The organism is Rhodococcus sp. OS5 (assembly GCF_056837585.1).
Map to the genome: position 1 here is coordinate 2506257 of NZ_CM166368.1, position 24047 is coordinate 2530303.

General features: G+C 64.9%; 23 protein-coding genes. 18 read left to right on the top strand and 5 right to left on the bottom strand.

Annotation, left to right across the window (positions count from 1 at the left end):
* The first annotated feature begins 13 nt into the window (after window positions 1–13).
* Genes ACVZUB_RS11850 through ACVZUB_RS11870 form a run of 5 tightly spaced genes read left to right on the top strand, consistent with a single transcriptional unit; the run spans window position 14 to window position 4729 of the window.
* Window positions 14–835, top strand: coding sequence for an ABC transporter ATP-binding protein (locus tag ACVZUB_RS11850; protein WP_003944728.1), 822 nt, complete (start codon window positions 14–16; stop codon window positions 833–835).
* A gap of 56 nt (window positions 836–891) precedes the next feature.
* Entirely contained in the window at window positions 892–1710 is an 819-nt protein-coding gene (locus ACVZUB_RS11855; protein WP_003944751.1) for an NUDIX hydrolase, read from the top strand.
* A gap of 10 nt (window positions 1711–1720) precedes the next feature.
* Window positions 1721–2500, top strand: coding sequence for an enoyl-CoA hydratase/isomerase family protein (locus ACVZUB_RS11860; RefSeq protein ID WP_003944701.1), 780 nt, complete (start codon window positions 1721–1723; stop codon window positions 2498–2500).
* Between the two features lie 53 nt (window positions 2501–2553).
* Complete coding sequence (locus ACVZUB_RS11865; protein ID WP_003944733.1) at window positions 2554–3570, top strand: class I SAM-dependent methyltransferase; 1017 nt, start codon at window positions 2554–2556, stop codon at window positions 3568–3570.
* A gap of 1 nt (window position 3571) precedes the next feature.
* Window positions 3572–4729 (top strand): THUMP-like domain-containing protein, encoded by a 1158-nt coding sequence (locus tag ACVZUB_RS11870; protein ID WP_283551761.1) that lies wholly within the window; start codon window positions 3572–3574, stop codon window positions 4727–4729.
* 1 nt (window position 4730) lies between these two features.
* Here ACVZUB_RS11870 and ACVZUB_RS11875 read toward each other — a convergent pair whose 3' ends face one another.
* Window positions 4731–6038, bottom strand: a complete 1308-nt coding sequence (locus tag ACVZUB_RS11875; RefSeq protein ID WP_020969293.1) for an outer membrane protein assembly factor BamB family protein — start codon at window positions 6036–6038, stop codon at window positions 4731–4733.
* 137 nt (window positions 6039–6175) lie between these two features.
* On the opposite strand from ACVZUB_RS11875, the gene ACVZUB_RS11880 reads away from it, so the two are divergent.
* Complete coding sequence (locus tag ACVZUB_RS11880) at window positions 6176–6940, top strand: acyltransferase (protein WP_003944741.1); 765 nt, start codon at window positions 6176–6178, stop codon at window positions 6938–6940.
* 97 nt (window positions 6941–7037) lie between these two features.
* Window positions 7038–7673 (top strand): maleylpyruvate isomerase family mycothiol-dependent enzyme, encoded by a 636-nt coding sequence (locus ACVZUB_RS11885; RefSeq protein ID WP_003944749.1) that lies wholly within the window; start codon window positions 7038–7040, stop codon window positions 7671–7673.
* An 18-nt stretch (window positions 7674–7691) separates the two neighbouring features.
* On the opposite strand, the gene ACVZUB_RS11890 is transcribed toward ACVZUB_RS11885, so the two are convergent.
* Genes ACVZUB_RS11890 through ACVZUB_RS11900 form a run of 3 tightly spaced genes read right to left on the bottom strand, consistent with a single transcriptional unit; the run spans window position 7692 to window position 11268 of the window.
* Complete coding sequence (locus ACVZUB_RS11890; RefSeq protein WP_003944732.1) at window positions 7692–8936, bottom strand: glycosyltransferase family 4 protein; 1245 nt, start codon at window positions 8934–8936, stop codon at window positions 7692–7694.
* Complete coding sequence (locus ACVZUB_RS11895) at window positions 8933–10459, bottom strand: 1,4-alpha-glucan branching protein domain-containing protein (protein ID WP_482628528.1); 1527 nt, start codon at window positions 10457–10459, stop codon at window positions 8933–8935. The genes ACVZUB_RS11890 and ACVZUB_RS11895 overlap by 4 nt, the downstream gene beginning before the upstream one ends.
* Before the next feature lie 29 nt (window positions 10460–10488).
* Entirely contained in the window at window positions 10489–11268 is a 780-nt protein-coding gene (locus ACVZUB_RS11900) for a class I SAM-dependent methyltransferase (protein ID WP_050794067.1), read from the bottom strand.
* 271 nt (window positions 11269–11539) lie between these two features.
* On the opposite strand from ACVZUB_RS11900, the gene ACVZUB_RS11905 reads away from it, so the two are divergent.
* From ACVZUB_RS11905 to ACVZUB_RS11945, 9 genes are all read left to right on the top strand, one after another.
* Window positions 11540–12340, top strand: a complete 801-nt coding sequence (locus ACVZUB_RS11905; protein ID WP_003944754.1) for an electron transfer flavoprotein subunit beta/FixA family protein — start codon at window positions 11540–11542, stop codon at window positions 12338–12340.
* 48 nt (window positions 12341–12388) lie between these two features.
* Entirely contained in the window at window positions 12389–13345 is a 957-nt protein-coding gene (locus tag ACVZUB_RS11910) for an electron transfer flavoprotein subunit alpha/FixB family protein (RefSeq protein WP_003944698.1), read from the top strand.
* A gap of 135 nt (window positions 13346–13480) precedes the next feature.
* Entirely contained in the window at window positions 13481–14317 is an 837-nt protein-coding gene (locus tag ACVZUB_RS11915; protein ID WP_116056878.1) for a GNAT family N-acetyltransferase, read from the top strand.
* On the top strand, window positions 14317–15216 hold the full coding sequence (locus ACVZUB_RS11920; protein ID WP_003944726.1) for a lysophospholipid acyltransferase family protein: 900 nt from the start codon (window positions 14317–14319) through the stop codon (window positions 15214–15216). Before ACVZUB_RS11915 ends, ACVZUB_RS11920 begins: the two co-directional genes overlap by 1 nt.
* A gap of 52 nt (window positions 15217–15268) precedes the next feature.
* The gene (locus ACVZUB_RS11925) at window positions 15269–16498 is read left to right on the top strand and encodes a cysteine desulfurase family protein (protein WP_073512980.1); all 1230 of its coding nucleotides are present in this window, start codon (window positions 15269–15271) and stop codon (window positions 16496–16498) included.
* Complete coding sequence (gene mnmA, locus ACVZUB_RS11930; RefSeq protein ID WP_029255100.1) at window positions 16498–17610, top strand: tRNA 2-thiouridine(34) synthase MnmA; 1113 nt, start codon at window positions 16498–16500, stop codon at window positions 17608–17610. Before ACVZUB_RS11925 ends, mnmA begins: the two co-directional genes overlap by 1 nt.
* Window positions 17607–18629 (top strand): uroporphyrinogen decarboxylase/cobalamine-independent methonine synthase family protein, encoded by a 1023-nt coding sequence (locus ACVZUB_RS11935; protein WP_397523856.1) that lies wholly within the window; start codon window positions 17607–17609, stop codon window positions 18627–18629. The genes mnmA and ACVZUB_RS11935 overlap by 4 nt, the downstream gene beginning before the upstream one ends.
* Window positions 18630–18710: 81 nt before the next feature.
* Window positions 18711–20792: an NAD-dependent DNA ligase LigA gene (gene ligA / locus ACVZUB_RS11940; RefSeq protein WP_372027845.1), complete on the top strand. Its 2082-nt coding sequence runs from the start codon at window positions 18711–18713 to the stop codon at window positions 20790–20792.
* A 47-nt stretch (window positions 20793–20839) separates the two neighbouring features.
* Window positions 20840–21328, top strand: coding sequence for a GNAT family N-acetyltransferase (locus ACVZUB_RS11945; protein WP_003944764.1), 489 nt, complete (start codon window positions 20840–20842; stop codon window positions 21326–21328).
* Window positions 21329–21341: 13 nt separating this feature from the next.
* Here the strand turns inward: ACVZUB_RS11945 and ACVZUB_RS11950 are convergent, their stop codons facing one another.
* On the bottom strand, window positions 21342–21992 hold the full coding sequence (locus ACVZUB_RS11950; RefSeq protein ID WP_003944719.1) for an ACT domain-containing protein: 651 nt from the start codon (window positions 21990–21992) through the stop codon (window positions 21342–21344).
* Window positions 21993–22272: 280 nt separating this feature from the next.
* On the opposite strand from ACVZUB_RS11950, the gene gatC reads away from it, so the two are divergent.
* Both gatC and gatA read left to right on the top strand, forming a co-directional pair.
* Complete coding sequence (gene gatC, locus ACVZUB_RS11955; protein ID WP_003944747.1) at window positions 22273–22572, top strand: Asp-tRNA(Asn)/Glu-tRNA(Gln) amidotransferase subunit GatC; 300 nt, start codon at window positions 22273–22275, stop codon at window positions 22570–22572.
* On the top strand, window positions 22569–24047 hold the full coding sequence (gene gatA / locus ACVZUB_RS11960) for an Asp-tRNA(Asn)/Glu-tRNA(Gln) amidotransferase subunit GatA (protein WP_208689634.1): 1479 nt from the start codon (window positions 22569–22571) through the stop codon (window positions 24045–24047). Before gatC ends, gatA begins: the two co-directional genes overlap by 4 nt.

Genomic DNA, 24047 nt, shown 5'->3' on the forward strand with positions numbered 1-24047 from the left:
GGAAGATGTTCGGGTGCCGCTACCTGATCCAGATCTGCTCATCGATTTCGACAACGTACTCATCCGTCGGGGAGGGTCCACTCTCGTGGGGCCCGTCACCTGGAAAGTGGAGCTGGACGAGCGATGGGTGGTGCTCGGACCCAACGGTGCCGGCAAGACCTCGCTGCTGCGCATCGCGGCCGGTGAGACTTTCCCGACCAGTGGTTCTGCCCACCTCCTTGGCGAAGTTCTCGGCAAGGTCGACGTCAACGAGTTGCGCCCGCGAATCGGTTTGTCCTCGTCGTCGTTGGCGAACCGCGTGCCCGGCGACGAGAAGGTCAGCGACCTCGTCGTGTCGGCGGGCTACGCCGTTCTCGGTCGGTGGCGCGAGGAGTACGAATCCATGGACACCTCGCGCGCTGTGGAGATGCTCGAAAGCCTCGGCGCCGAGCACCTGGCGGATCGGACGTACGGGACGCTTTCCGAAGGCGAGCGCAAGCGCGTCCTCATCGCGCGAGCCTTGATGACCGATCCCGAACTTCTTCTTCTGGACGAGCCCGCCGCCGGGCTCGACCTCGGTGGCCGTGAGGAACTTGTGGCCAGACTCGCCGAACTGGCTGCCGATCCGGACGCCCCGGCTACCGTTCTGATCACCCATCACGTCGAGGAAATCCCGCCGGGATTCACCCACGCACTCCTTCTCAAGGAAGGGGAGGTCGTCTCTCAGGGCCTTCTGGACGACGTCATCACCGCCGAAAATCTGAGCGCGGCATTCAGCCAGTCCATCAGCCTCGACAAGGCGGACGGCCGATACTTCGCGCGCCGCGCGAGGCCGTCCGGAGCTCATCGCGCGTGAGCTTCAATGGGACCTGAAATGCGGCCCAGATCACAGATCGCGTAGGTTCGCGAAGCATGGCTAACGAGAATGCAAACGCTGTCCCCGAGCCCAAGGATGCGTCGACCGTCATCTTGGTGCGCGATGCCGAATCCGGGATCGAGATCTTCCTGCTTCAACGAGTACAGGGGATGGCGTTTGCCGGGGGCATGACGGTATTCCCCGGCGGCGGCGTCGACAAGTCCGATGCGACGGCCGAGGTCGAGTGGGCCGGACCGTCGGTCGAGTGGTGGGCCGAGCGGTTCAGCACGGATGTTGCTCGGGCGAAGGCTCTCGTCTTGGCTGCGGTGCGGGAAACTTTCGAGGAGTGCGGTGTCCTGCTGGCCGGCCCCACGGCTGACACGGTCGTCGCGGACACGGCCGGCTATGCACAGGACCGCGTTGCTCTCGAAAAGCACGAGCTGTCGTTCAGCGATTTCCTGAAGAAGGAGAACCTGGTCCTGCGCACGGATCTGCTGCGGCCGTGGGCGAACTGGATCACGCCGGTGGGCGAGACCCGCCGCTACGACACGCGCTTCTTCGTCGCAGCGTCACCGACCGGACAGATCGCGGACGGGGTCACCTCCGAGGCCGCCGAGGTGCGTTGGCAGAGCCCGCAGGACGCGCTCGCGCATTGGCGGGAGGGTGGCAGCATCCTGTTGCCGCCGACGTGGAGTCAGCTGACCGAATTGGCCAAGTTCAGTTCGGTGGCGGAGATACTCGCAGCCGAGCCGGAGATTCCCGTCATCCTGCCTACGTTGATCACCGACGAGGAAACGCTGCGCGTCGAGTTCCCGAACCAGGACGGTTACTACGTCGCCGGGCCGCATCCGTGGTCGGTCAAGGCGGCAAAGTAACCTCTCGACCATGGCTGAATTTGTGACTCTCGAGGTTTCCGAAGGCATCGGCACCATCCGTCTGGCGCGTCCGCCCATGAACGCTCTGAACCGTCAGGTTCAGGACGAGTTGGCTGCTGCCGCACACGCTGCGACCGTCGACAAGGCAGTCAAGGCCGTCATCGTCTACGGCGGCGAGAAAGTCTTCGCAGCAGGTGCAGACGTCAAGGAAATGGCCGAGATGGATTACGGCCAGATCCGTGACGCGATCGGTGGCATGCAGGCCGGGCTCGGCGCCGTGGCGTCCATCCCGAAGCCGACCGTTGCCGCGATCACCGGATACGCACTCGGTGGTGGACTCGAAGTTGCACTCTCGGCCGATCGCCGGATCGTCGGAGACAACGCCAAGCTCGGAGTTCCGGAGATTCTGCTCGGAATCATTCCCGGTGGCGGCGGAACGCAGCGCCTGGCTCGTCTGATCGGTCCGGCAAAGGCCAAGGATCTGGTCTTCACCGGCCGTTTCGTCGGGGCTGACGAGGCGTTGGCCATCGGTCTGGTCGACGAGGTCGTCGCTCCCGACGACGTGTACACCGCCGCTCGCACGTGGGCCTCGCAGTTCGTCGGGGGAGCGTCACGTGCGTTGGCTGCTGCCAAGGCAGCCATCGACGAGGGTCTGAACACCGACCTGGAATCCGGGCTCAAGATCGAGCAGCATCTGTTCGCCGGATTGTTCGCGACCAAGGATCAGGCGATCGGCATGGAGTCGTTCATCGCGAACGGTCCGGGCAAGGCCGAGTTCACGGGCGAGTAGGCTCCCCTAAACTAGAACTTGTTCATCTCTTACCAGCGAGTAGGATAGCCGCCATGACAGCCAGCCCGAATGACGACGCAACCGTCACGCCGCCCGCCGCTACCGACACCTCGGTAGTCGACCCCGCGCCGCGGCCGCACGCCACGGCCGAAGAGGTCGAGGCCGCTCGTAAGGACACCAAGCTCGCCCAGGTGCTCTACCACGACTGGGAAGCCGAAACCTACGACGACAAGTGGTCCATCTCGTACGACGAGCGCTGCATCGACTACGCACGTGGTCGTTTCGACGCCGTCGCGGGCGATCAGCCGCTCCCGTACGAGCGCGCGCTCGAACTCGGTTGCGGCACCGGATTCTTCCTCCTGAACCTGATGCAGGGTGGAGTCGCCAAGACCGGTTCGGTCACCGACCTCTCGCCCGGTATGGTCAAGGTCGCACTGCGCAATGCCGAAAGCCTCGGCCTTCCGGTCGACGGCCGTGTTGCCGATGCCGAGACCATTCCGTACGAGGACAACACCTTCGACCTGGTGGTCGGCCACGCCGTGCTGCACCACATTCCGGACGTCGAGAAGTCGCTGCGTGAGGTCCTTCGTGTCCTCAAGCCCGGCGGACGTTTCGTCTTCGCCGGTGAGCCCACCACTGTCGGCAACTTCTACGCCCGCTGGCTCGGCCGCGCGACGTGGGAAGCAACCACACGCGTGACCAAGCTGCCGTTCCTCGCAGACTGGCGTCGTCCGCAAGAGGAACTCGACGAGTCTTCTCGTGCAGCAGCTCTCGAAGCTGTCGTCGACATCCACACGTTCGACCCCACCGACCTCGAGAACATGGCGAAGTCTGCGGGCGCCGATCAGGTCCACGCTGCCACCGAGGAATTCGCCGCGGCGCTTCTCGGCTGGCCTGTCCGTACCTTCGAAGCGGCTGTTCCGCCGGAGAAGCTCGGTTGGGGCTGGGGGCGTTTCGCTTTCGGTGGTTGGAAGACGCTCAGCTGGGTCGACGAGAAGGTGCTCCGCCACGTCGTTCCTCGCGGATTCTTCTACAACGTCATGATCACCGGCGTGAAGCCCGGCAACTGAATTGGGTTATGACTTCACCCTCGGCGACGTCGACTATCTCGGAAGTGATTCCGGCGTAGCTGCCTTGGCCGAGGTGGATCAGCTCGAACTGTCCACGCGTACGCGTCTGGCCGACATCGGCCGGACGCGTACGCGTTTCGGTGATCACATGCCTGCGCTCGTGGACACCGTCCTGCTTCGACGCAAGGCCGTTACGAAACTGCCCGGCAGTGATCAGTGGTTGTTCACGGACGACGCGATGCAGCAGGCCACTCCCGGTGTTGTGGCGGCGCACCGCGCGCAGCGTCTGATCGGGCGCGACGTCCACGACGTGACGTGCTCCATCGGCGCCGAACTGCATGCCTTGACCGGAGTTGCGCATCGCGTGATCGGCAGCGACATCGATTCCGTTCGCCTGGCGATGGCACAGCGCAATGTGCCGAGCGCAGCGTTGCTGCGGGCCGACGCGCTCCGCCCGACGACACGCGACACCGTCGTACTGGCAGACCCCGCACGGCGATCGGGCGGTCGCCGCACTCACGATCCGGCAGCGTTGATGCCACCTCTACCGGACCTCATCGAGGCGTACTCCGGCCGTGATCTCGCGGTGAAGTGTGCTCCCGGACTCGATTTCGACAATCTGGGCTGGGACGGGGAAGTCGAGGTCGTCTCGCTCGACGGCGGCGTCAAGGAAGCCTGCCTGTGGTCGACGGGGCTGGCCGAGTCCGGCGTCACGCGTCGAGCTTCGGTGCTTCGCTCCGACGGGAGCGGGTGGGCGATCACCGACGCCGAGGACGACGTGATTCCGGAGCAAGCGCCGGGGGAGTGGATCATCGACCCGGACGGAGCGGTAGTGCGCGCGGGCCTCGTGCGCCACTACGCGGCCAGACACGGCCTCTGGCAGCTCGATCCACGCATCGCTTATCTGACCGGTGACAGCGTCCCTGAGGGAGTTCGCGGATTCCGGATCCTCGAGCAGATCAAGTACTCCGAGAAACTGCTCAAACAGACACTGTCCAAGCGGGACTGCGGTGTGGCCGAAATCCTGGTGCGAGGAGTCGACGTGGACCCGGCAGTGCTGCGTCCACGGCTCAAGCTCAAGGGCTCGCGTGCACTGAGCGTCGTGATCGTGCGGATCGGACGATCGGCGTCGGCCTTCATCTGTGAGGCGTCCCGCTAGCTCACTTGAAGACGAACAGCTCACCGATTGCGCTGGGCGTCAACACTTCGCCCTTGGGGCCGATCGAGGTGCCGACGGTGAAGCCGACTGCTCCCGGCAACGTGTCCTGATCCACCGTCTCACCGGTTTCGGTGTCGAAGGTGATCAGGCTCAGTCCGTTCTCACCCTCGCGGACGACGGTGTATCCGGTGTTGCCGGCGGTCTGCGCCGGAACGCCCAGTTGCAGAAGGTCTTTACGTTCCCAGGCCAGTTCGGCGTGATCTCCCTCGTCGCGCACGGCAAGGAGGTGGCCCTTGTCGCCGCCGGCGGGAATGATCAAACCGTCGTCGGACGTCGAGGCACTACCGGCCGAGTTGAAGCCGATGTCGTAACTCCACCTGGTGTCACCGGTTTCAGCGTTCACTGCCCAGAGAGATCCGTTGTTGTCGGTGGCGTAGACGGTCTTGCCGTCCTTCGACAGGTCCGGGCTCGACGCCGTTCCACCGGGAAGCGCGTCGGTGGACCACTCGCGGGTGATGGACGGATTGTCGCCGCCTGTGTACTTCATGGCGACCAGATCGGCTGCCTGAGAACTGGGTCCGTAGAAGGTGAAGTAGAACTTGCCGGTGCCCAGGTCCACTGCCGGGGTATTGGCCACCGGGCAGCCGGACGTGCCGAGGAAGCACTCGTTCAAACCCTTGTTGTCGGGAATGAGTTCTGCATTCGCGCCCTGGTCGATCGACGGCGGCGGGATCAGGTCGAACGACGGAACCACTTTTGCGCCGGTCTGCGGGTTGAGCACGTTGATCTGACCCAATTGGGTGATGAACAACAGGTTTCCGTCGCCGGTGAACTGTGACGAGAGAGGAGTGCCCACAACGAGCGTGCGCCAACGCAATTGACCAGTCTCGGTGAAGGACATCATCGCGCCGCTCTCGCCGACATAGACATTGGTGGCCGTGTCGACGATGGGTGTGGACGCGACTACTCCGTCGTTGAGTCGAGCGCACCACTTCTTGCGACCCGTATCCATCTGGAACGAGAAGAGATTGCAGCCGTTCTCGGTGCGGGCGGTGACGAAGCTCTGGCCGTTCGCGGCCACCGAGGCGTACGCGGCAACCGGACCGCCGAGAGGGCGTGACCATGCGAACTCGACATCGCGTGATCCGGTGACCGGGCTCGTGTCGCTGTTGCGGGCGTCGGCATGCATGGCCGGCCAACCCGCCGACGCGTACCGGTCCACCCGTCCGTCGTCGCTGCCGCAACCGGCGATCAGGGCCGCAGCGATCGCCGTCGACACCATCACGGACGACCGTAGGACCCGCCGCATCACAATCTCCCTGCCTTCACTTGATCAAGAGCCCTCGGTAACTGCACAAGCCCGGACCAGAGACTATCCCGACCGGGGCAACGTGACGGGGCACACCCCGAGGGTCGGTGAGTCGGCCCCACGTAGGCTGAACACTCATGACGAGCATGTGGGGCGCACCGTTGCGCACTCGATGGCGGGGATCACGCCGAGGCGACAGCGATCAGGCCAAGTTCTTGACGGTCGATTCCCTCAAATGGGTTCTGGCGAACAAGGCGTACACACCCTGGTATCTGGTGCGGTACTACCGTCTCGCCAAGTTCAAGATGGCCAACCCGCACGTGATCCTGCGCGGCATGGTGTTCCTCGGCAAGAACGTCGAAATCCATTCCACCCCCGACCTGTCCCGCCTCGAGATCGGGCGCTGGGTGCACATCGGTGACGGCAACGCGATCCGCTGCCACGAAGGCTCGCTGCGCATCGGCGACAAGGTCGTCTTCGGCAAGGACAACGTCGTCAACACGTACCTCGACATCGAAATCGGTGCGTCGACGCTCGTAGCCGACTGGTGCTACATCTGCGACTTCGACCACCGCATGGACGACATCAACACACCGATCAAGGACCAGGGCATCGTCAAGGGCCCCGTCCGTATCGGCCCGGACACGTGGGTGGCAGCGAAGGTCACCGTGCTGCGAAATACCCGCGTCGGACGCGGTTGTGTCCTCGGGGCGCACGCCGTCGTCAAGGGAGACATCCCGGACTACAGCATCGCGGTCGGCTCGCCCGCGAAGGCGGTCAAGAACCGCAAGTCCGATTGGGAAGCCGGCGCTGCCGATCGTGCAAAGTACATCGCGGCGCTCGAGGACATCGCACGCAAGAAGGCTGCTGCGGACGCTGCCGACGCGTCGTCGACGTCGTAGCTCACTTTTCGGCAGAACCAGCGATTACTTTCGGCGCCGCAACCGGTCTGTATCGGTATCGGCGCCGAAAGTCTGCGCCGGTGAAAGGAGTGCCGACATGAGCGAACAGACACCCGAATGGGTCGTGGCGCAGCGCCGCGAACTGGTGGGATTTCTCGAAGGCCTGAGCACGGAGCAGTGGAACGCGCCGACCCTGTGCGAGGGGTGGCGGGTCCGCGAAGTGATCGCGCACATCACCATGCCCTACCGATACTCGGCGCCGCGATTCGTCGTGGAAATGGTCAAGTCACGCGGAAACTTCAACAAGATGTCGAACCGGCGAGCGCTCGCCGATGCGTCGGAAGTCGGTGAGCGACAACTGCTTGCCTCGCTTCGCGACAACGTTGCACACCCGTGGAAGCCACCAGGCGGCGGCTTCGAGGGTGCGCTCTCGCACGACGTGATCCACGGTCAGGACATTCGCGTGGCACTCGGCGACGATTACGTGGTGCCCGAAGACCGGCTCACTCGTGTGCTCAGCGGACTCTCGCCCAAAACCGTGAAGTATTTCGGAACTGACCTCGACGGCGCTCGGCTGCGCGCCGACGACCGAGACTGGACGTACGGTGCCGGCGCCGAGGTTCACGGGGCGGCGCAGGATCTCCTGCTCGTGCTGTGCGGCCGGATGCTGCCACCAGGCCATCTGCTCGGGGATGCGAGTTCTCGTTTCACCGCGCCACTCCCGACCCCCTGAGATCAGCACAAAGCGAGCTCAGCGACCGGGCAGCGGACGCTCGGGGATCTGCGGACGGGCCAACGGCTGTCGCACCCGACGCTTCGCGCCCGCGTAGACGTGAGCAGTCTCCTCGGCGACCTGATGCCAGTCGAAGTCCGATGTCAGGCGTGCGCGGGCGGCCACTGCCCGTTCCTGTGCCCCGGCGGGATCGTCGAGTACCTCGCGGACAGCCGAGGTGAGCCCGGCGATGTCGCCCGGTTGGAAGGACATCCCCGTCACCCCGTCGACGACGGCTTCGCCCAGTCCGCCTGCGGTGGACGTGATCAGCGGAGTGCCGGCCGCCGCCGCTTCGAGGGCGATGATCCCGAAAGGCTCGTAGCGCGACGGCAGGACGATGGCGTCCGCTCCGTGCAGCCAGCTGAGCAGTTCCGTGTGATCGAGGTTGCCGAGAAAGTCCACCGCCCGCGCGACGCGATGCGTGCGTGCCTGTTGGTAGAGCCAGGTGAACTGGGTGCCTTCGCCCGCGATCGCGAGGGTCGTGCCGGGGTGGCTACGACGGATTCGGGGGAGTGCTGCGATGGCGTCCTGCACGCCCTTCTCGTATTCCAGGCGGCCGACGAAGAGGAGTTTCGGCGGTCCGGATCGCGGTCCACGTTCGCGAAAGTTCCACGTGGTCACGTCGATTCCGTTGCGGATGACGGTGATCGGCGGCAGCGTCGGGCCGTAGAGCTCGGTCACTTCTTCCTGCATGGACGCCGAACAAGTTATGAGAGAGTCGGATTCGTTTGCCAGCCACCACTCGACGGAGTGGACCTGGCGGTTGATGCGTCCGGAGATCCAGCCGCTGTGGCGACCCGCCTCGGTGGCGTGAAGTGTGGAAACCAGTGGGACATCATAGAATTCGGCCAGGGCGATCGCCGGATGTGCGACCAGCCAGTCGTGCGCGTGCACGACGTCGGGCTGCCAGCCCTCGCCCACTCCTGGCTTGTGCAGCGCCATCCCGGCACGGACCATCGCGTGACCCATCGCGAGGGTCCACGCGAGCATGTCCTCGCCGAAGACGAAGTGCGCGGGGTCCTCGGCCACTGCGACGACAAGGACGCCCTCGGAAATGTGCGTGATCGTCGGGTGCGTCGACGCATCCGTGCCGGAGGGGCGACGCGAGAGAACAACGACCTCGTGGCCCGCGGCTGCCAACTCGGTGGCGAGATGGTGGACGTGTCGACCGAGCCCGCCGACGACGACCGGTGGGTACTCCCACGAGACGATGAGAATTTTCACGACGGACTCAGTTCTGTGTCAGGTAGACGGCGAGCATCCAGTCCCGGGAACAACCCGTCGGCGCGATTCCAGCCTTCGGCGAGTCGCTCGGCGACGGCATCGCGGCCGGAAACGAGCGCTTCGGAGATTTCCCTGGTCGCGTGGGCGTGCTTGTGTGCGCGTTCGCGGGCGTACCCCGCGGCCGAATCCTTGCTCACCATGAATGCCCAATCGCTCGAAACTGTCATCAGTGTCTCGCGAAGTACCTGATCGTTGACCCGGTTTCGCAGTTCCGGTCGTCCGGGTGCGTTGTCGCGTCCGCGAGACTTGTCCACGGTGCCGAGCGCGGTATCGACCACCTCGGAGTTCAGTTGCACCAGGTCGGACACCTGATCGCCAGCCCAGACACGCCAGTCCTTACCCGATCCCCAGGACGAATCCTCGAGTTGAACGGGTTCGCCGACGTATCCCGACGCCTTGGCGTCGGCGAGGGTGCCGACGCGAATTCCGGCCTCGGGAAGCGCGCGCAGGAGTTTTTCGAGCCACTGCGGACCCTCGTGCCACCAGTGCCCGAACAGTTCGGTGTCGAAAGCTGCGACCACCAGGGCGTCGCGGCCGATGCGGGTGGATTCACTGCGCAGACGCGCCCGAACGGTTTCGACGAAGTCGGCGACATGCTTGTCGACGGCGGCGGCGGCGAGTTCGGGGTCGTACGGCAACTTGTCGGCGGAGTCGACGGTCCGTCCGGTGACCCGCGACGGCTTGAGGCCCGTCTCGTGGTCGTAGGTGTGGAAGTCGCGGTAAGCAGCGTGTCCCGGATATCCGGATTTGGGGGACCAGACGCGGTAGCTGACCTGCAGGTCGCGGCCGAATGCAACCACGTCGGATTCTCGAACCGGGCGGCCGAGGGACGTGTCGCCGCGCAAGGCGGGGCCGTCGACCATGAAGTGGGTGACGCCCGCTTCGGCGTACCCGCGCTCCATGCCCGGGGTGTACCCGCACTCAGGTCCCCAGATCCCGGTCGGAGTGTGATTCCACCGGGCATGCGCGTCGGCGAGACCTTCGCGGAGGGAGAACGCCCGCAAGCGAGGATCGAGCAGCGGTTGGAACGGGTGAGCCAGCGGCCCGCCGAGAAGCTCGAAGGCCTCGCGATCGATGAGGTCGCGGAACACCGGTGAGGCGCCGTGCTGCCAGTGAGTCTCGAAATCTGCGAGAGCGGCAGCTGAGGCCCGGTGCTCGCGCGCGCCGAGTTCGCGGTGCGCCGCGTCCGGCATGCCGGCAGCCTCGTGGGCGCGGATTTGCCAGTTGCCGAGCCAGTGATGCATCCCGGCGAGGCAGTGGGGATCGTCCAACTGGGCCGCGAGCACCGGCGTGATTCCCAGCGTCAGCAGGTGCGATCGGCCCTCGTCGGCCAGGCGACGTAGCGCGGCGGCGAGCGGAATGTACGACGCAGCCCAGGACTGGTAGATCCATTCCTCGCCGACTGGCCATCTGCCGTGGTTGGCGAGCCACGGCAGATGGGAGTGCAGAACCAGGGCGAACATCCCCGGTTCGGTGACGGGTGTTGCGTTACTCACTCGCCGGATTCCTTCACGGCAATAGCGACGAGGTCGAGGCTGTCGTCGATGTCGGGTTCGCTGATGCTGAAGTCGTCGACGGTGATGCCCTCGACGTCGCGGGTGAGATCTTCCGGCCAGGGCTCGCCGGCCAACGCGCGGTCGATCTGCGCATTGATGAACGATCCGCCGTGCTTGGCGTCGAGTTCCTTCAGACGTGAACCGTGATGGACGCCGGTCATCAACTGAACGCGGAATCCGGCGTCTTCGAGCAATTCGGTCATTTCGGAGGCGTTGAGCTCACGAGTGTGGAAAGGGTTGAGCGGCGTGTCGCGGCCGGGGGAGAAGGTGATCCGGTTGGGGGTGCTGATGAGAAGTTCACCGCCGGGAGCGAGAACTCGGAAGCATTCGCGTAGGAACTGACCCTGATCCCACAGGTGCTCGATCACCTGGAAATTGACGACGACGTCAACCGAGTTGTCCGCCAGTGGAAGCTCGGCGAGGTTGCCGTGGAGCATCTCGACGCGGGGGTAGCGGGCACGGACGTGCTCGACCGCGGAGATGTCGTAGTCGAGGCCGGTAACCTTTGTTGCGACGTCCGCAATCATGTTGGCGCCGTAGCCTTCTCCGGAACCGGCCTCGAGGACTCGGCGGTCCGTGCAGCGCTCCAGAAGTGCGCGGTACACCACTTCGTGGCGTCGGAACCAGTAGTTCTCCTCGGGGATTCCTGGCACGGTTCGTTCGCCCGTCAAGGGCAGGGGTGCGTCCTCGTGGTTGCTGACACTCGTTTCACTCACCCGTGCGAGATTAGTGCCATCCGAGTAGAACGTGTTCGCCGTGGTCCAGATCACTGCTGTCAATTCCTGTTCGTGCCGTTATGGTGGACGAGGTTCCACGTTAAGTTACCCACCGGTAACTTAACGTGGGGTAATCTAACGCACAGCCGACGTGAACCGAGAAATTCGCCCGTAGGGAGACCTGTCGGACTCTCTTTTCGGACGCTCGGACTGCGCGAGCACCACAGACGATTTATCAGGTGAATTACACACAGGAGGTCGACGAAGACCCATGACGAATATCGTTGTTTTGATCAAGCAGGTCCCCGACACATGGTCCGAGCGCAAGCTGACCGACGGCGACTACACGCTTGACCGTGAAGCCGCCGACGCAGTCCTCGACGAGATCAACGAGCGCTCCGTCGAAGAAGCACTCCTCATCAAGGAAGCTCAGGGCGGTGAGGTAACGGTGCTGTCCGCAGGTCCCGACCGCGCCACCGACGCTATCCGCAAGGCTCTCTCGATGGGCGCCGACAAGGCCGTCCACATCAACGACCCGGCACTGCACGGCTCCGACGCGATCCAGACCGCATGGACGCTCGCTGCTGCTCTCGGACAGATCACCTTCGAGAACGACGAGCCTGCCGACCTGATCATCGCCGGCAACGAGGCCACCGACGGCCGCGTCGGCGCTGTTCCGGCCATCATCGCCGAGTACCTGGGCATCCCGCAGCTCACGCAGCTGCGCAAGGTCGTCGTCGCCGACGGCAAGATCACCGGTGAGCGCGAGACCGACGAGGGCGTCTTCGGCCTCGAGGCTTCGCTGCCCGCGATCGTCTCGGTCACCGAGAAGATCAACGAGCCGCGCTTCCCGTCCTTCAAGGGCATCATGGCCGCGAAGAAGAAGGAAGTTCTCGTCTACACGCTGGCCGACCTCGGAGTCGACCCGGAGACCGTCGGAGTTGCCAACGCCGGCACCACCGTGACGTCCTCCACCCCCAAGCCCCCCCGTACCGCTGGTGAGCGCATCGTCGACGAGGGAGACGGTGGCACCAAGATTGCCGCGTACCTCGTCAGCAACAAGGTCATCTGATCGCGCCCTTCTAGACATCCAGCAGAAGAACTCAGGGAGAGTTAAGTCATGGCAGAAGTACTTGTGCTCGTAGAGCACGCAGAGGGTGCGCTGAAGAAGGTCAGCACCGAACTCATCACCGCTGCACGCGCACTCGGTGAGCCGTCGGCAGTTGTCGCCGGCCCCGCGGGCACCGCAGCAAAGCTCGCCGACGCTCTGGCAGCAGCCGGCGCCGAGAAGATCTACGTCGCCGAGTCCGACGACATCGACGGCTACCTCGTCACCCCCAAGGTCGACGTTCTCGCCGCTCTGGTCGAGTCCACCAGCCCGGCAGCAGTCATCACCGCAGCCGGCACCGAGGGCAAAGAGGTTGCCGGTCGTCTGGCCGCACGTCTGGGCTCCGGATTGCTGACCGACGTCATCGAGATCAAGGCTGACGGCACCGGCGTCCACTCCATCTTCGGTGGCGCGTTCACCGTCGAGGCCAAGGCCAACGGCGACGTTCCCGTCTACTCGGTTCGTCCGGGCGCAGTCGAGGCTGCTCCGCAGGCCGGCGCAGGCGAGCAGATCACCGTCGAGGTTCCGGCCCAGGACGAGAGTGCCGTCAAGGTCACCTCGCGTGAGCCCATCGTCGGCGGCGACCGCCCCGAGCTCACCGAGGCGTCGGTTGTCGTCTCCGGTGGACGTGGTGTCGGCAGCGCGGACAAGTTCTCCGTCGTCGAAGAGCTGGCCGACTCCCTCGGCGCTGCAGTCGGTGCTTCGCGTGCCGCTGTGGACTCGGGTTACTACCCCGGACAGTTCCAGGTCGGTCAGACCGGTAAGACGGTCTCCCCGCAGCTGTACATCGCGCTCGGCATTTCCGGTGCCATCCAGCACCGCGCCGGCATGCAGACGTCCAAGACCATCGTCGCGGTCAACAAGGACGAAGAGGCACCCATCTTCGAGATCGCCGACTTCGGCATCGTGGGCGACCTGTTCAACGTCGCACCGCAGCTCACCGAAGCTGTGAAGTCCCACAAGGGCTGAAAAGCACAAACTGCTGTGCGCCTTTATCAACCCCCCGCGGTTGATAAAGGCGCACAGTGCTTTATTCACCCGGCCTGCATCGGCATGTCACTTCGTCGATACCGAGACGCCGTTCGCGCTCGATAAACCTTGCGCATGACAATTACGTCAGTCCTTCGCTCCGCGAGTGACAATCTCGGCCGTGAGGTCGCCCAGCCGAGATATTCCCTGATCGTCTCCTCCGACCGCGAGCATCGTGTCGCAGCGCAGCGCCTTCGATACCGAGTGTTCGCCTCCGAGCCAGGCTTCTCCCTCCCGGCCTCGGCCGGGGTCTTCGAACTCGACGCCGACGGCTTCGACGAATTCTGTGATCATCTACTCGTTCGTGACAACATCACCGAGGAGTACGTCGGCTGCTACCGAATGCTGCCGCCGGATTCCGCTGCGGCGGCGGGTGGGTATTACACCGCAACCGAATTCGACATCTCCGCGCTCGATCCGGTGTCGAACAGGATTGTCGAAATGGGTCGCGCGTGCGTCGATCCCGCTCACCGCACCGGATCCGTCCTGAGCCTGATGTGGTCGGGCATCCTGCACTATCTCGAATTGACCGGATACGAGTGGGTGATGGGCTGCGTCTCCGTGCCCGTCTTGCCGAGCCCCGATTCAATTGCCGGCGCCGATGTCCGCGGCGTCCGTGACTTCGTGATGAACAAGCACGCCAGTCCGGGGTCGCGGCGGGTGATCCCACGAAACCCGGTGGTCCTCGGGGGTCTGACGCTCGACGAGATCGCCGCATCGGAACGCGTGACGATGCCGCCGTTGCTCCGTGGTTACTTGCGGATGGGCGCGATGATCTGCGGGGAACCTGCTCACGATCCCGAGTTCGGTGTGGCCGATTTTGTTGCACTGCAAGGCCTTCACTCCGCCAACAAGCGTTACCTCGAACGGCTGCGATCGGCGGCCGCCGCACACGAGTCGGGGATCGGCTGATGACCGCGGCGGTGCCGTACTGGGTGCCGACGAGCCCCTGCGGCGACGGGTGCCTACCCGCGGACGCACCCGGTGTGTCGAGTATCACCGTGATGGCCCGCGGGGTCATGGTCGGTGCCGCACTGGTGACTGCGCCTGTGCTTTCAGCCGGCTGGCTGCTCCCGCGCACCTGGCGTACTGAGATGCAACGCGGATACTCGCGCGCGTTGCTTCGTTGTCTGGGGATGAAGCTGACGGTCGACGACCAGCGGTTGGGGCGCGCGGAACCTGACGGGGTCATGGTTGTCGCCGGTCACGTGTCCTGGACCGACGTCCTCGTCGCGAGCGCCGTTGCTCCGGCCAACTTCGTCGCCCGCGCCGACCTGCTCGACTGGGCAGTGCTCGGCGGTCTCGCGCGCCGGATGCGCGTCGTCCCTATCGACCGCGCCCGACTGCGTGAACTCCCCGGAACCGTCGACGTCGTTCGCGAACGCCTGCAGCGAGGTGTCCGGGTGATGGTGTTCCCCGAGGGAACGACCTGGTGCGGGCGGGCGTACGGCGGTTTTCGTCCGGCGATGTTCCAAGCAGCCGTCGACGCCGAATGCCCGGTTCAGCCGATGGCGATCCGCTACGAGAACGCCGACGGTTCCCTGTGCACCGGACCCTGCTTTGTCGGCACCGAAACGATCGGTCAGTCCATCCGTCGGATCCTGCGTCAGAAGAACGTCGAGGTGAAGGTCAGGCTGGCTCCGCTCGAGGAGGCAGGGGAGTGTCGAGCCGATCTCGCGCAGCGATGCGAGAGAGCCGTACGCGGCGTCGACATCATCGATCTGGCAGCTCATGACATCTTCGACCCCGCACCGGAACTCGTGACACAAGCCGTGGGACAAATCGATCCTTCCCCGGCGATGAGCGCTTAGCCTGCTGAGCGAGGCTGGTCGAACTCTCGTGCTGGGCTATCCTTGTCAAGCCATGACTCTGCCTGCACACAGTGCCCACGCCGGATTTCCGGTGTACCTCGATCATGCCGCCACGACTCCGATGTCGGCAGCCGCTATCGAGGCGATGACCGATACCTTCAAAACCGTGGGCAACGCGTCCTCGCTGCACGGCTCCGGCCGTGCGGCCCGGCGCCGCGTCGAGGAATCGCGCGAATCGATCGCCGCCAGCCTGGGTGCGCGGCCGTCGGAGGTCATCTTCACCTCCGGAGGCACCGAGAGCGACAATCTCGCGGTCAAGGGCATCTACTGGGCTCGCCGTGACGCAGACCCGCGACGCACTCGCATCCTGGCCAGCTCCGTCGAGCATCATGCTGTGCTCGACGCCGTCGAGTGGCTCGAGCAGCACGAGGGCGCGCGCGTGACGTGGTTGCCGGTCGACGAGAACGGTGTCGTCGACCCGCAGACCTTGCGTGACGAGCTTTCCGTCCACGCCGACGAGGTAGCACTCGTGACGGTGATGTGGGCCAACAACGAGGTCGGCTCGATCATGCCGATCGTGGAGTTGGCGGAGATTTCGGCTGAGTTCGAGATTCCGATGCACAGCGACGCGGTTCAGGCAGTTGCACAATTGCCGGTCGATTTCGCGGCGAGCAAATTGGCCGCGCTGAGCATCGCGGCGCACAAGTTCGGTGGTCCGCACGGCGTCGGCGCGCTTCTGCTCGGACGCCAGGTTCCCTGTGTGCCGCTCCTTCACGGCGGCGGACACGAACGTGATCTGCGTTCGGGGACGCCGGACACCGCGGGAGTTGTCGGGATGGCTGCGGCGCTGCGCGCGAATGTCGCGAACTTCGATTCGAGCACAAGGGAATTGGCGAAGCTGCGTGACCGTTTGATCGACGGGGTCCTGGAGATTCTTCCCGAGTCGGTGCTCAACGGCCCGACCGGATCCGATCGGCTTCCCGGTAACGCGCACTTCACCTTCCCCGGCTGCGAGGGCGATTCGTTGCTGATGCTGCTCGACGCCGCCGGTATCGAATGTTCCACCGGTTCGGCCTGCACCGCCGGTGTGGCCAGAGCCAGCCATGTCTTGATCGCGATGGGCGTCGAATCGCCCGTCGCGCGTGGCTCACTGAGATTTTCGCTCGGACATACGTCGAGTGTCACCGATGTGGACGCGCTGATCGCTGCGCTTCCACAAGTAGTAGAGCGCGCTCGGGCCGCCGGTCTTGCCGGTGCCGGTTCGCGTGGAGGGGATCGCTGATGCGAGTACTCGCAGCCATGAGCGGAGGTGTCGACTCCGCTGTCGCCGCCGCCCGCGCTGTTGCCGCCGGACATGACGTCGTCGGCGTTCATCTTGCGCTGTCCACGGCGCCGGGTGCATTGCGGACGGGTTCGCGTGGATGCTGCTCGAAGGAAGATGCCGGCGACGCCAGGCGCGCCGCCGACGTTCTCGGAATACCCTTCTACGTCTGGGATTTCGCCGATCGCTTCAAGGAAGACGTGATCGACGACTTCGTGGCGTCGTACGCAGCGGGTGAGACCCCCAATCCGTGCCTGCGCTGCAACGAGAAGATCAAGTTCACCGCACTCGCCGACCGTGCAGTCGCTCTCGGCTTCGACGCCGTGGCGACCGGTCACTACGCGCGCCTCGAAGGCGGCGTCCTGCGCCGGGCGGTCGACGCTGACAAGGACCAGTCGTACGTCCTCGGTGTCCTGACGGCCGATCAGCTTTCGCGAGCGATGTTCCCGATCGGTGACACACCGAAAGAACAGATCCGCGAGGAAGCCGCCGAGCGCGGTCTGGCTGTGGCGAACAAGCCTGACAGTCACGACATCTGCTTCATCCCGACCGGCGATACCCGAGCATTCCTGGGTGCGCGCATCGGCGTTCGTCCGGGAAGCGTCGTCGACGCCGATTCGGGTGAAGTCCTCGCTGCGCACGACGGCGTACACGGCTTCACGATCGGACAGCGCAAGGGTCTCGGCGTCGAAGGTCCCGCAGGTGACGGCCGTCCGCGGTACGTGACCGCGATCGAGCCCGAAACCGGAACGGTCCGAGTGGGTTCGGCCAAGAATCTCGACGTCTGGGCCATCTCGGCGCAGCGTGCGATCTGGACCTCGGGCCAGGCGCCTGAGGGCCCCGTCGAGTGCATGGTGCAGGTCCGTGCGCACGGCGGGCTGGCGCAGGCCGTTGCGGAGGCCGTCGACGACGGTACTTCGGGCGGCGGCATCTCCATTTCGTTGCGCGAACCACTGACCGGCGTCGCGAAGGGCCAGGCCGTCGTGCTGTATCGCCCCGACAGCGAACTGGGCGACCAGGTTCTCGGCAGTGGCACCATCTCCGGCACCGAATCCGAGCCGAACACACTGTGACACAGCAGGTTTCCATCGGTGGCCTCGTCACCGGAATCGGATCCTGGCCGGGCACGGACGCCCGCGAAAGCGCCGCAACCATCCTTGGCGAACTGGGCGGTTTCCCACACCTGGTGGAGTTGCCGAGCCGCGGTCTCGGCGCTGACATGGTCGGCCGGGCGGGGGCAATTCTGGTCGACATCAACCTCGACGCCTCGACCCGTGCCTATCGAGTCGTGCCTCGGAGGGGCAATGTCGCGAAGCGAGCCGAGGACTTTCTGAATCAGGATCTCGACGCGCTCGAGGAAGCCTGGGAGTCGGCGCGCTTGGTCGGCGAAGACCACGTCGTCAAGCTCCAGGTCGCCGGCCCGCTGACACTCGGCGCCGAGATCGAAGTCGCAAACGGTTCGCGAGTTCTCGTCGACCGCGGTGCGCTCCGCGACGTCGCAGAATCACTCGGTGAGGGTCTCGCGCGTCATGCGGCCGAGGTCACTCGCCGCACCGGCGCCGCAGTGGTGATTCAGTTGGACGAGCCGCAGATCGCGGCAGTTCTGGCCGGTTCGCTGCCTGGGCGCACCAAGATGGAGAGCGTTCCGGCACTGCCGGAACCCGAGGCACTCGCCGTACTCGACTCGACGATCAGCGGTTGCGGACTGCCCACAATCGTCCACAGTTGCGGCACAGACATGCCGTGGGATCTACTGAGGCGAAGCCAGGCGTTCGGCGTGAGCTTCGACATGTCGCTCATCGGCTCACGCGATCTCGACGGTATCGGCCAGTTGTTCGACGCCGGCAAGGAATTGGCGCTCGGTCTGGTTCCGTCCGTGGAGCCGGAAAAGCCGGTGACGTGGAAAGAGTGTGCGATGCCCGCCGTCACACTGGTAGATCGTCTCGGCTTCTCTCGTGAACTCCTGCAGACCCAGGTCGCGGTCACTCCGCGTTGCGGTCTTTCGGGTGCGAACCTCGACTGGGCTCGTGCCGCCCTTCTGCTGTGTACAGACGTCGGCAAGGCATTGGTGGACGATCCGTCGGCGTTCTAGTGTGTGCGTTCCGATGTGGAGTCGTGTGGTGTGTCGGTGTGAACCGATAATCTTCTAGCTGTGACTGAAACCGCGGATGCAATGCAGCCAGCGCCCAACGAGGCGCGCGAGCAGTGGACGGAGCTGGCCGAAGAGGTACGCCAGCATCAGTTCCGCTACTACGTTCGTGATGCGCCCGTCATTTCGGACGGTGCATTCGACACATTGCTCGGGCAGCTCAATGCTCTCGAAGAGCAGTACCCGGATCTGCGAACTCCCGACTCTCCGACGCAACTCGTCGGTGGCGGATTCGCGACGGACTTCACGTCCGTCGACCACCTGGAGCGGATGCTCAGCCTCGACAACGTCTTCGACGAGTCGGAGCTCCGAGCATGGATCGCCAAGGTAGAGCAGGAAACCGGGCCGGAACTGCACTATCTCTGTGAAGTGAAAATCGATGGTGTCGCCCTCAATCTCGTCTACGAGAACGGCAAACTCGTTCGTGCCGCAACCCGCGGTGACGGTCGTACGGGCGAGCTGGTCACGCTCAACGCTCTGACGATCAACGACATCCCGGAGCGCCTTACCGCCACGGACGAGTACCCGATTCCGAGCCTGCTCGAGGTGCGTGGCGAGGTGTTCTTCCGCCTCGAGGACTTCGCAGCACTCAATGCCTCCCTGGTGGAGGAGGGGAAGGCGCCGTTCGCCAATCCGCGCAACTCCGCGGCGGGCTCCCTGCGTCAGAAGAATCCTGCCGTCACCGCGCGTCGCCGCCTCGGAATGATCTGCCACGGGTTCGGGCGCATGGAAGGTTTCGAGCCGGCCTCGCAGTACGACGCCTACGTGGCCCTCGCCGCCTGGGGTCTGCCGGTGTCCACGCACACCTCACGGGTGGTCGGCGCCGACGCCGTGGTCGAGAAGATGAAGTACTGGGGAGAACACCGCCACGACGTCGAGCACGAGATCGACGGGTTGGTGGTCAAGGTCGACGAGATGTCGTTACATCGACGTCTGGGCACCACGTCGCGCGCACCACGGTGGGCTATCGCGTACAAGTACCCGCCGGAAGAGGTCACGACCAAGCTCCTCGACATCCGGGTCAGTGTCGGACGTACGGGTCGTGTGACGCCGTTCGCGTACATGGAACCCGTCACAGTGGCGGGTTCCACTGTGTCCTTGGCCACGCTGCACAACGGCTCGGAGGTCAAGCGCAAGGGTGTGCTGATCGGCGACACCGTGGTGTTGCGCAAGGCCGGAGACGTCATCCCCGAGGTTCTCGGTCCCGTGGCAGACGTTCGTGACGGTACCGAGCGCGAGTTCGTCATGCCGACACATTGTCCCGAGTGCGGCACGTTGTTGGCACCCGCGAAAGAGGGCGACGTCGACGTGCGATGCCCCAATCAGCAGTACTGCCCGGCGCAGTTGCGCGAGCGCGTGTTCCACGTCTCGGGGCGCGGTGCATTCGACATCGAGGTGCTCGGTTACGAGGCCGCGACCGGGCTGTTGGAGGCGAAGGTCATCGGCGACGAGGGCGATCTCTTCTCACTCGACGCCGAGAAACTGATCGAAGTTCCGATCTTCCGCACCAATGCGGGATCCCTGTCCGCCAACGGAAAACGCTTGCTGGCCAACCTGGATTCGGCCAAGGACAAGCCGCTGTGGAGAGTGCTTGTGGCACTGTCGATTCGGCACGTCGGCCCCACTGCCGCGAGGGCGTTGGCCGGCGAATTCGGCTCGCTGCAACGCATTCGGGAAGCCTCGGTCGACGAGTTGGCTGCAGTGGACGGCGTCGGATCGACTATCGCCGCCGCCGTCGTGGAGTGGTTCTCCGTCGACTGGCATCAGCAGATCGTCGACAAGTGGGCGTCGGCCGGAGTACGCATGGAGGACGAACGCGACAATTCGATTCCGCGCAATCTCGAGGGCCTCTCGATCGTCGTCACCGGTTCGCTCGAGACCTACTCACGTGATCAGGCGAAGGAAGCGATTCTGGTGCGCGGCGGCAAGGCGGCAGGGTCGGTCTCGAAGAAGACTGCGTTTGTCGTCGTCGGTGAAGCGCCCGGTTCCAAGCACGACAAGGCGGTCGAATTGGGTGTGCCGGTGCTCGACGAAGACGGCTTCCGGCGGTTGCTCGAAGATGGCCCGGATGCGGTCGCTCCCACCGATTTGGACGAACCAGAGTGACTTTGTCCGATTTCTGAGATTGGTGTGCTGGGTGCGATAGTGACGCCATGATCGAGATTCGTGAAGTTCTTCCGGCTGAGTTCGAGACCGTCGGGGAGCTGACTGTGCAGTCGTACGTGGGTGGCGGATTTGTCGCCGGCGGATCGCCGTACGCGGAGCGCCTGCGCGACACCGCAACTCGGGTGGAGCAGGGGCGGGTGCTGGTTGCGGTTCTCGGTGACGAAGTCGTGGGCTCGTTGACGATCGCAGAACCCGGCACGCCCTTCGCGGATGTTGCGCAGAAGGGCGAACTCGAGTTCCGCATGCTCGCAGTCTCGCCGCAAGCTCGGGGATCGGGCGCCGGAACCGCATTGGTTCGCGCAGTGATCGCCGAAGCCTACGACCGCGGCGATCACTCGGTGGTCATCTCGACGCAGCCCGAGATGGTCGATGCCCGTCGTATCTACGACCGCAACGGTTTCGTCCCCGATCCCGAGCGGGCGTGGGAGCCGATTCGCGGTATGGAACTGACCGTCATGGTTCGCGGCCTGGCCTGATCAGCCAGCCTGGTCAACCCAGTACCGTCGCCACGATTCCTGCGAGGTAGCCGAGGCGGGCTATCTCCGAAGGGCGGAATTCGGGCCCACCGGGACGACCGAGCATGAGGACTCGATTGCCGGAGCCGAGAGGTGCGGCAGCGAGGCTGGTGTTCATGTCGCGCCATACGTCCGGAACCCAGTCGGCCTCGCCGTCGAGGGCGGTGGGCTTGTCCAGTGGCATCCACGGAATGTCGGTGGCGTGGGTTTCCGGCGCGCCGGCGCTACCGACGACGCGGTACGCACCGTGCTTGCCGATGTCCGCGACGACGCACCAGCCGACTCGCAGTACACGCGGCGCGCCGTCGACGAGGACCTGTAGTCGATCGTTTCGGGCCGTCGCAACGGAATCTATGAGTTCGAGCTCACGGTGAGTGTCGAGAATCCCGGCGTAGGGGCGGATCGAATCGACCAGCACGTCCGGTAGATGCTCGGCAGCGGTGATCAAGGTGTCGGGCAGCGCGCCCGGTTCGACGTCGACCACGAGGTCGTCGATGGCAAAACCGTCACCTCGTTCCACGACGTCGAGGGAGAGGATGTCTGCGCCCACGGATCCGAGAGCTACGGCGAGCGCGCCGAGGCTGCCTGGTCGATCGGGCAGTTGGACGCGAAGCAGGTACGACACGTGCGTGCCTTTCGCTGATCGGTTCTCGCCCGGATCACGTCGACCCGGGCCTGACTCATCTTTGCACTTGCCCAACTTGCGATGGTGGGCGCCGCGGCGGCGTCACGCCGGATGCACATGCTTGTCACACGAGCGAAACACACCGCGGGCATCCGGCGTGGCGATCGACACAGTGAGCGTGCTCGTCGTTCGATACAGCGGGCGTGCTTACAGGTCTGTCGCGGCGAGCAACTAGGCTGGACCGGCAATGTTCACGTCCTCTTCCGAAAGGGGCCCCGCGGTGCCTGCCATCTCCCGTGACGAGGTCGCGCACCTCGCGCGGCTGTCCAGACTCGCCCTGTCCGATGCCGAACTCGACGAGTTCGCCGGTCAGTTGGATTCGATTCTCAACCACGTCAAGGTGGTCACCGAGGTTGCGGCCGACGACGTCCCGCCCATGGCGAATCCCAATGCCGTCACCAACGTGACGCGCCCCGACGTGATCGTGCCCGGGTTGACCCCCGAGCAGGCATTGTCCGGAGCACCCGCAGTCGAACAGGATCGCTTTGCGGTTCCGCAGATCCTTGGAGAGGGCGAATGACCGATCTGACCACGCTGGACGCCGCTGAGCTGGCCGGCAAGATCCACTCGCGTGAGGTGTCCTCGGTAGAGGTCACGCAGGCGCATCTCGACCGCATCGCGGCCGTCGACACCGAGTACCACGCCTTCCTGCACGTTGCAGGCGAACAGGCTCTCGAAGCCGCCGCAGCAGTGGACAACTCGCTGGCGGGCGGAAACGAACCCGCTTCGGCACTCGCCGGCGTTCCGATCGCGCTGAAGGACATCTTCACCACGACGGACATGCCGACCACCTGTGCGTCGAAGATTCTCGAAGGCTGGGTCGCGCCGTACGACGCGACTCTGACCTCCAAGCTGCGCGCTGCCGGCATCCCGATCCTCGGCAAGACGAACCTCGACGAGTTCGCGATGGGCTCTTCGACCGAGAACTCGGCCTTCGGCCCGACGCGTAACCCGTGGGACGTCACCCGCATCCCCGGTGGCTCGGGCGGCGGTAGTGCAGCGGCGCTCGCGTCCCGTCAGGCCCCGCTGGCCATCGGCACTGACACCGGCGGTTCGATCCGTCAGCCCGCTGCGGTCACCGCAACGGTCGGCACCAAGCCGACGTACGGAACTGTCTCACGCTTCGGACTCGTCGCGTGCGCCTCCTCGCTCGATCAGGGCGGTCCCTGTGGCCGCACCGTGCTCGACACCGCTCTGCTGCACGAGGTCATCGCCGGGCACGATCCGCGTGACTCCACGTCCATCGACGCCCCCGTGCGTCCGGTGGTCGCTGCGGCACGTGAAGGTGCAGCCGGCGACCTGCGCGGCGTCAAAGTCGGTGTGGTCAAGGAACTTCACTCCGACAGCTACCAGCCAGGCGTCATCGCTTCCTTCGATGCTGCCGTCGAGCAGCTCAAGGCACTCGGTGCCGAGGTTGTCGAGGTCTCGTGCCCGAGCTTCGAGCACGCGCTCGCGTCGTACTATCTGGTGCTGCCCAGTGAGGTCTCGTCCAACCTGGCCCGCTTCGACGCGATGCGCTACGGACTGCGTGTCGACGACGGCAACATGAGTGCCGACCAGGTCATGGCGGCAACCCGCGCCGCCGGTTTCGGTCCGGAGGTCAAGCGCCGCATCATGATCGGTACCTACGCACTGTCCTCGGGCTACTACGACGCCTACTACGGTTCGGCGCTCAAGGTTCGTACCCTCATCGCACGCGATTTCGACAGGGCCTACGAGAAGGTGGATGTACTGGTCTCGCCGACCAGCCCGTTCACGCCGTGGAAGTTGGGGGAGAAGGTCGGCGATCCGTTGGCCATGTACCTCTCCGACCTGTGCACGCTGCCGACCAACCTGGCCGGACACTGCGCGATGTCGGTGCCCTCGGGCCTGTCCGCGGACGACAACCTGCCGGTGGGCTTGCAGATCATGGCGCCCGCCATGGCTGACGAGCGCCTCTACCGTGTCGGTGCGGCCTACGAAGCTGCACGCGGCCCGATCGCGACTGCAGTCTGA

Bases quoted from the DNA above. Each gene is read 5' to 3' on its own strand.
- ACVZUB_RS11855 (WP_003944751.1), top strand. From the start codon at position 892: ATGGCTAACGAGAATGCAAACGCTGTCCCCGAGCCCAAGGATGCGTCG.
- ACVZUB_RS11860 (WP_003944701.1), top strand. From the start codon at position 1,721: ATGGCTGAATTTGTGACTCTCGAGGTTTCCGAAGGCATCGGCACCATC.
- ACVZUB_RS11865 (WP_003944733.1), top strand. From the start codon at position 2,554: ATGACAGCCAGCCCGAATGACGACGCAACCGTCACGCCGCCCGCCGCT.
- ACVZUB_RS11875 (WP_020969293.1), bottom strand. From the start codon at position 6,038: ATGCGGCGGGTCCTACGGTCGTCCGTGATGGTGTCGACGGCGATCGCT.
- ACVZUB_RS11880 (WP_003944741.1), top strand. From the start codon at position 6,176: ATGACGAGCATGTGGGGCGCACCGTTGCGCACTCGATGGCGGGGATCA.
- ACVZUB_RS11885 (WP_003944749.1), top strand. From the start codon at position 7,038: ATGAGCGAACAGACACCCGAATGGGTCGTGGCGCAGCGCCGCGAACTG.
- ACVZUB_RS11895 (WP_482628528.1), bottom strand. From the start codon at position 10,459: ATGTTCGCCCTGGTTCTGCACTCCCATCTGCCGTGGCTCGCCAACCAC.
- ACVZUB_RS11905 (WP_003944754.1), top strand. From the start codon at position 11,540: ATGACGAATATCGTTGTTTTGATCAAGCAGGTCCCCGACACATGGTCC.
- ACVZUB_RS11910 (WP_003944698.1), top strand. From the start codon at position 12,389: ATGGCAGAAGTACTTGTGCTCGTAGAGCACGCAGAGGGTGCGCTGAAG.
- ACVZUB_RS11915 (WP_116056878.1), top strand. From the start codon at position 13,481: ATGACAATTACGTCAGTCCTTCGCTCCGCGAGTGACAATCTCGGCCGT.
- ACVZUB_RS11920 (WP_003944726.1), top strand. From the start codon at position 14,317: ATGACCGCGGCGGTGCCGTACTGGGTGCCGACGAGCCCCTGCGGCGAC.
- ACVZUB_RS11925 (WP_073512980.1), top strand. From the start codon at position 15,269: ATGACTCTGCCTGCACACAGTGCCCACGCCGGATTTCCGGTGTACCTC.
- mnmA (WP_029255100.1), top strand. From the start codon at position 16,498: ATGCGAGTACTCGCAGCCATGAGCGGAGGTGTCGACTCCGCTGTCGCC.
- ligA (WP_372027845.1), top strand. From the start codon at position 18,711: ATGCAGCCAGCGCCCAACGAGGCGCGCGAGCAGTGGACGGAGCTGGCC.
- ACVZUB_RS11945 (WP_003944764.1), top strand. From the start codon at position 20,840: ATGATCGAGATTCGTGAAGTTCTTCCGGCTGAGTTCGAGACCGTCGGG.
- gatA (WP_208689634.1), top strand. From the start codon at position 22,569: ATGACCGATCTGACCACGCTGGACGCCGCTGAGCTGGCCGGCAAGATC.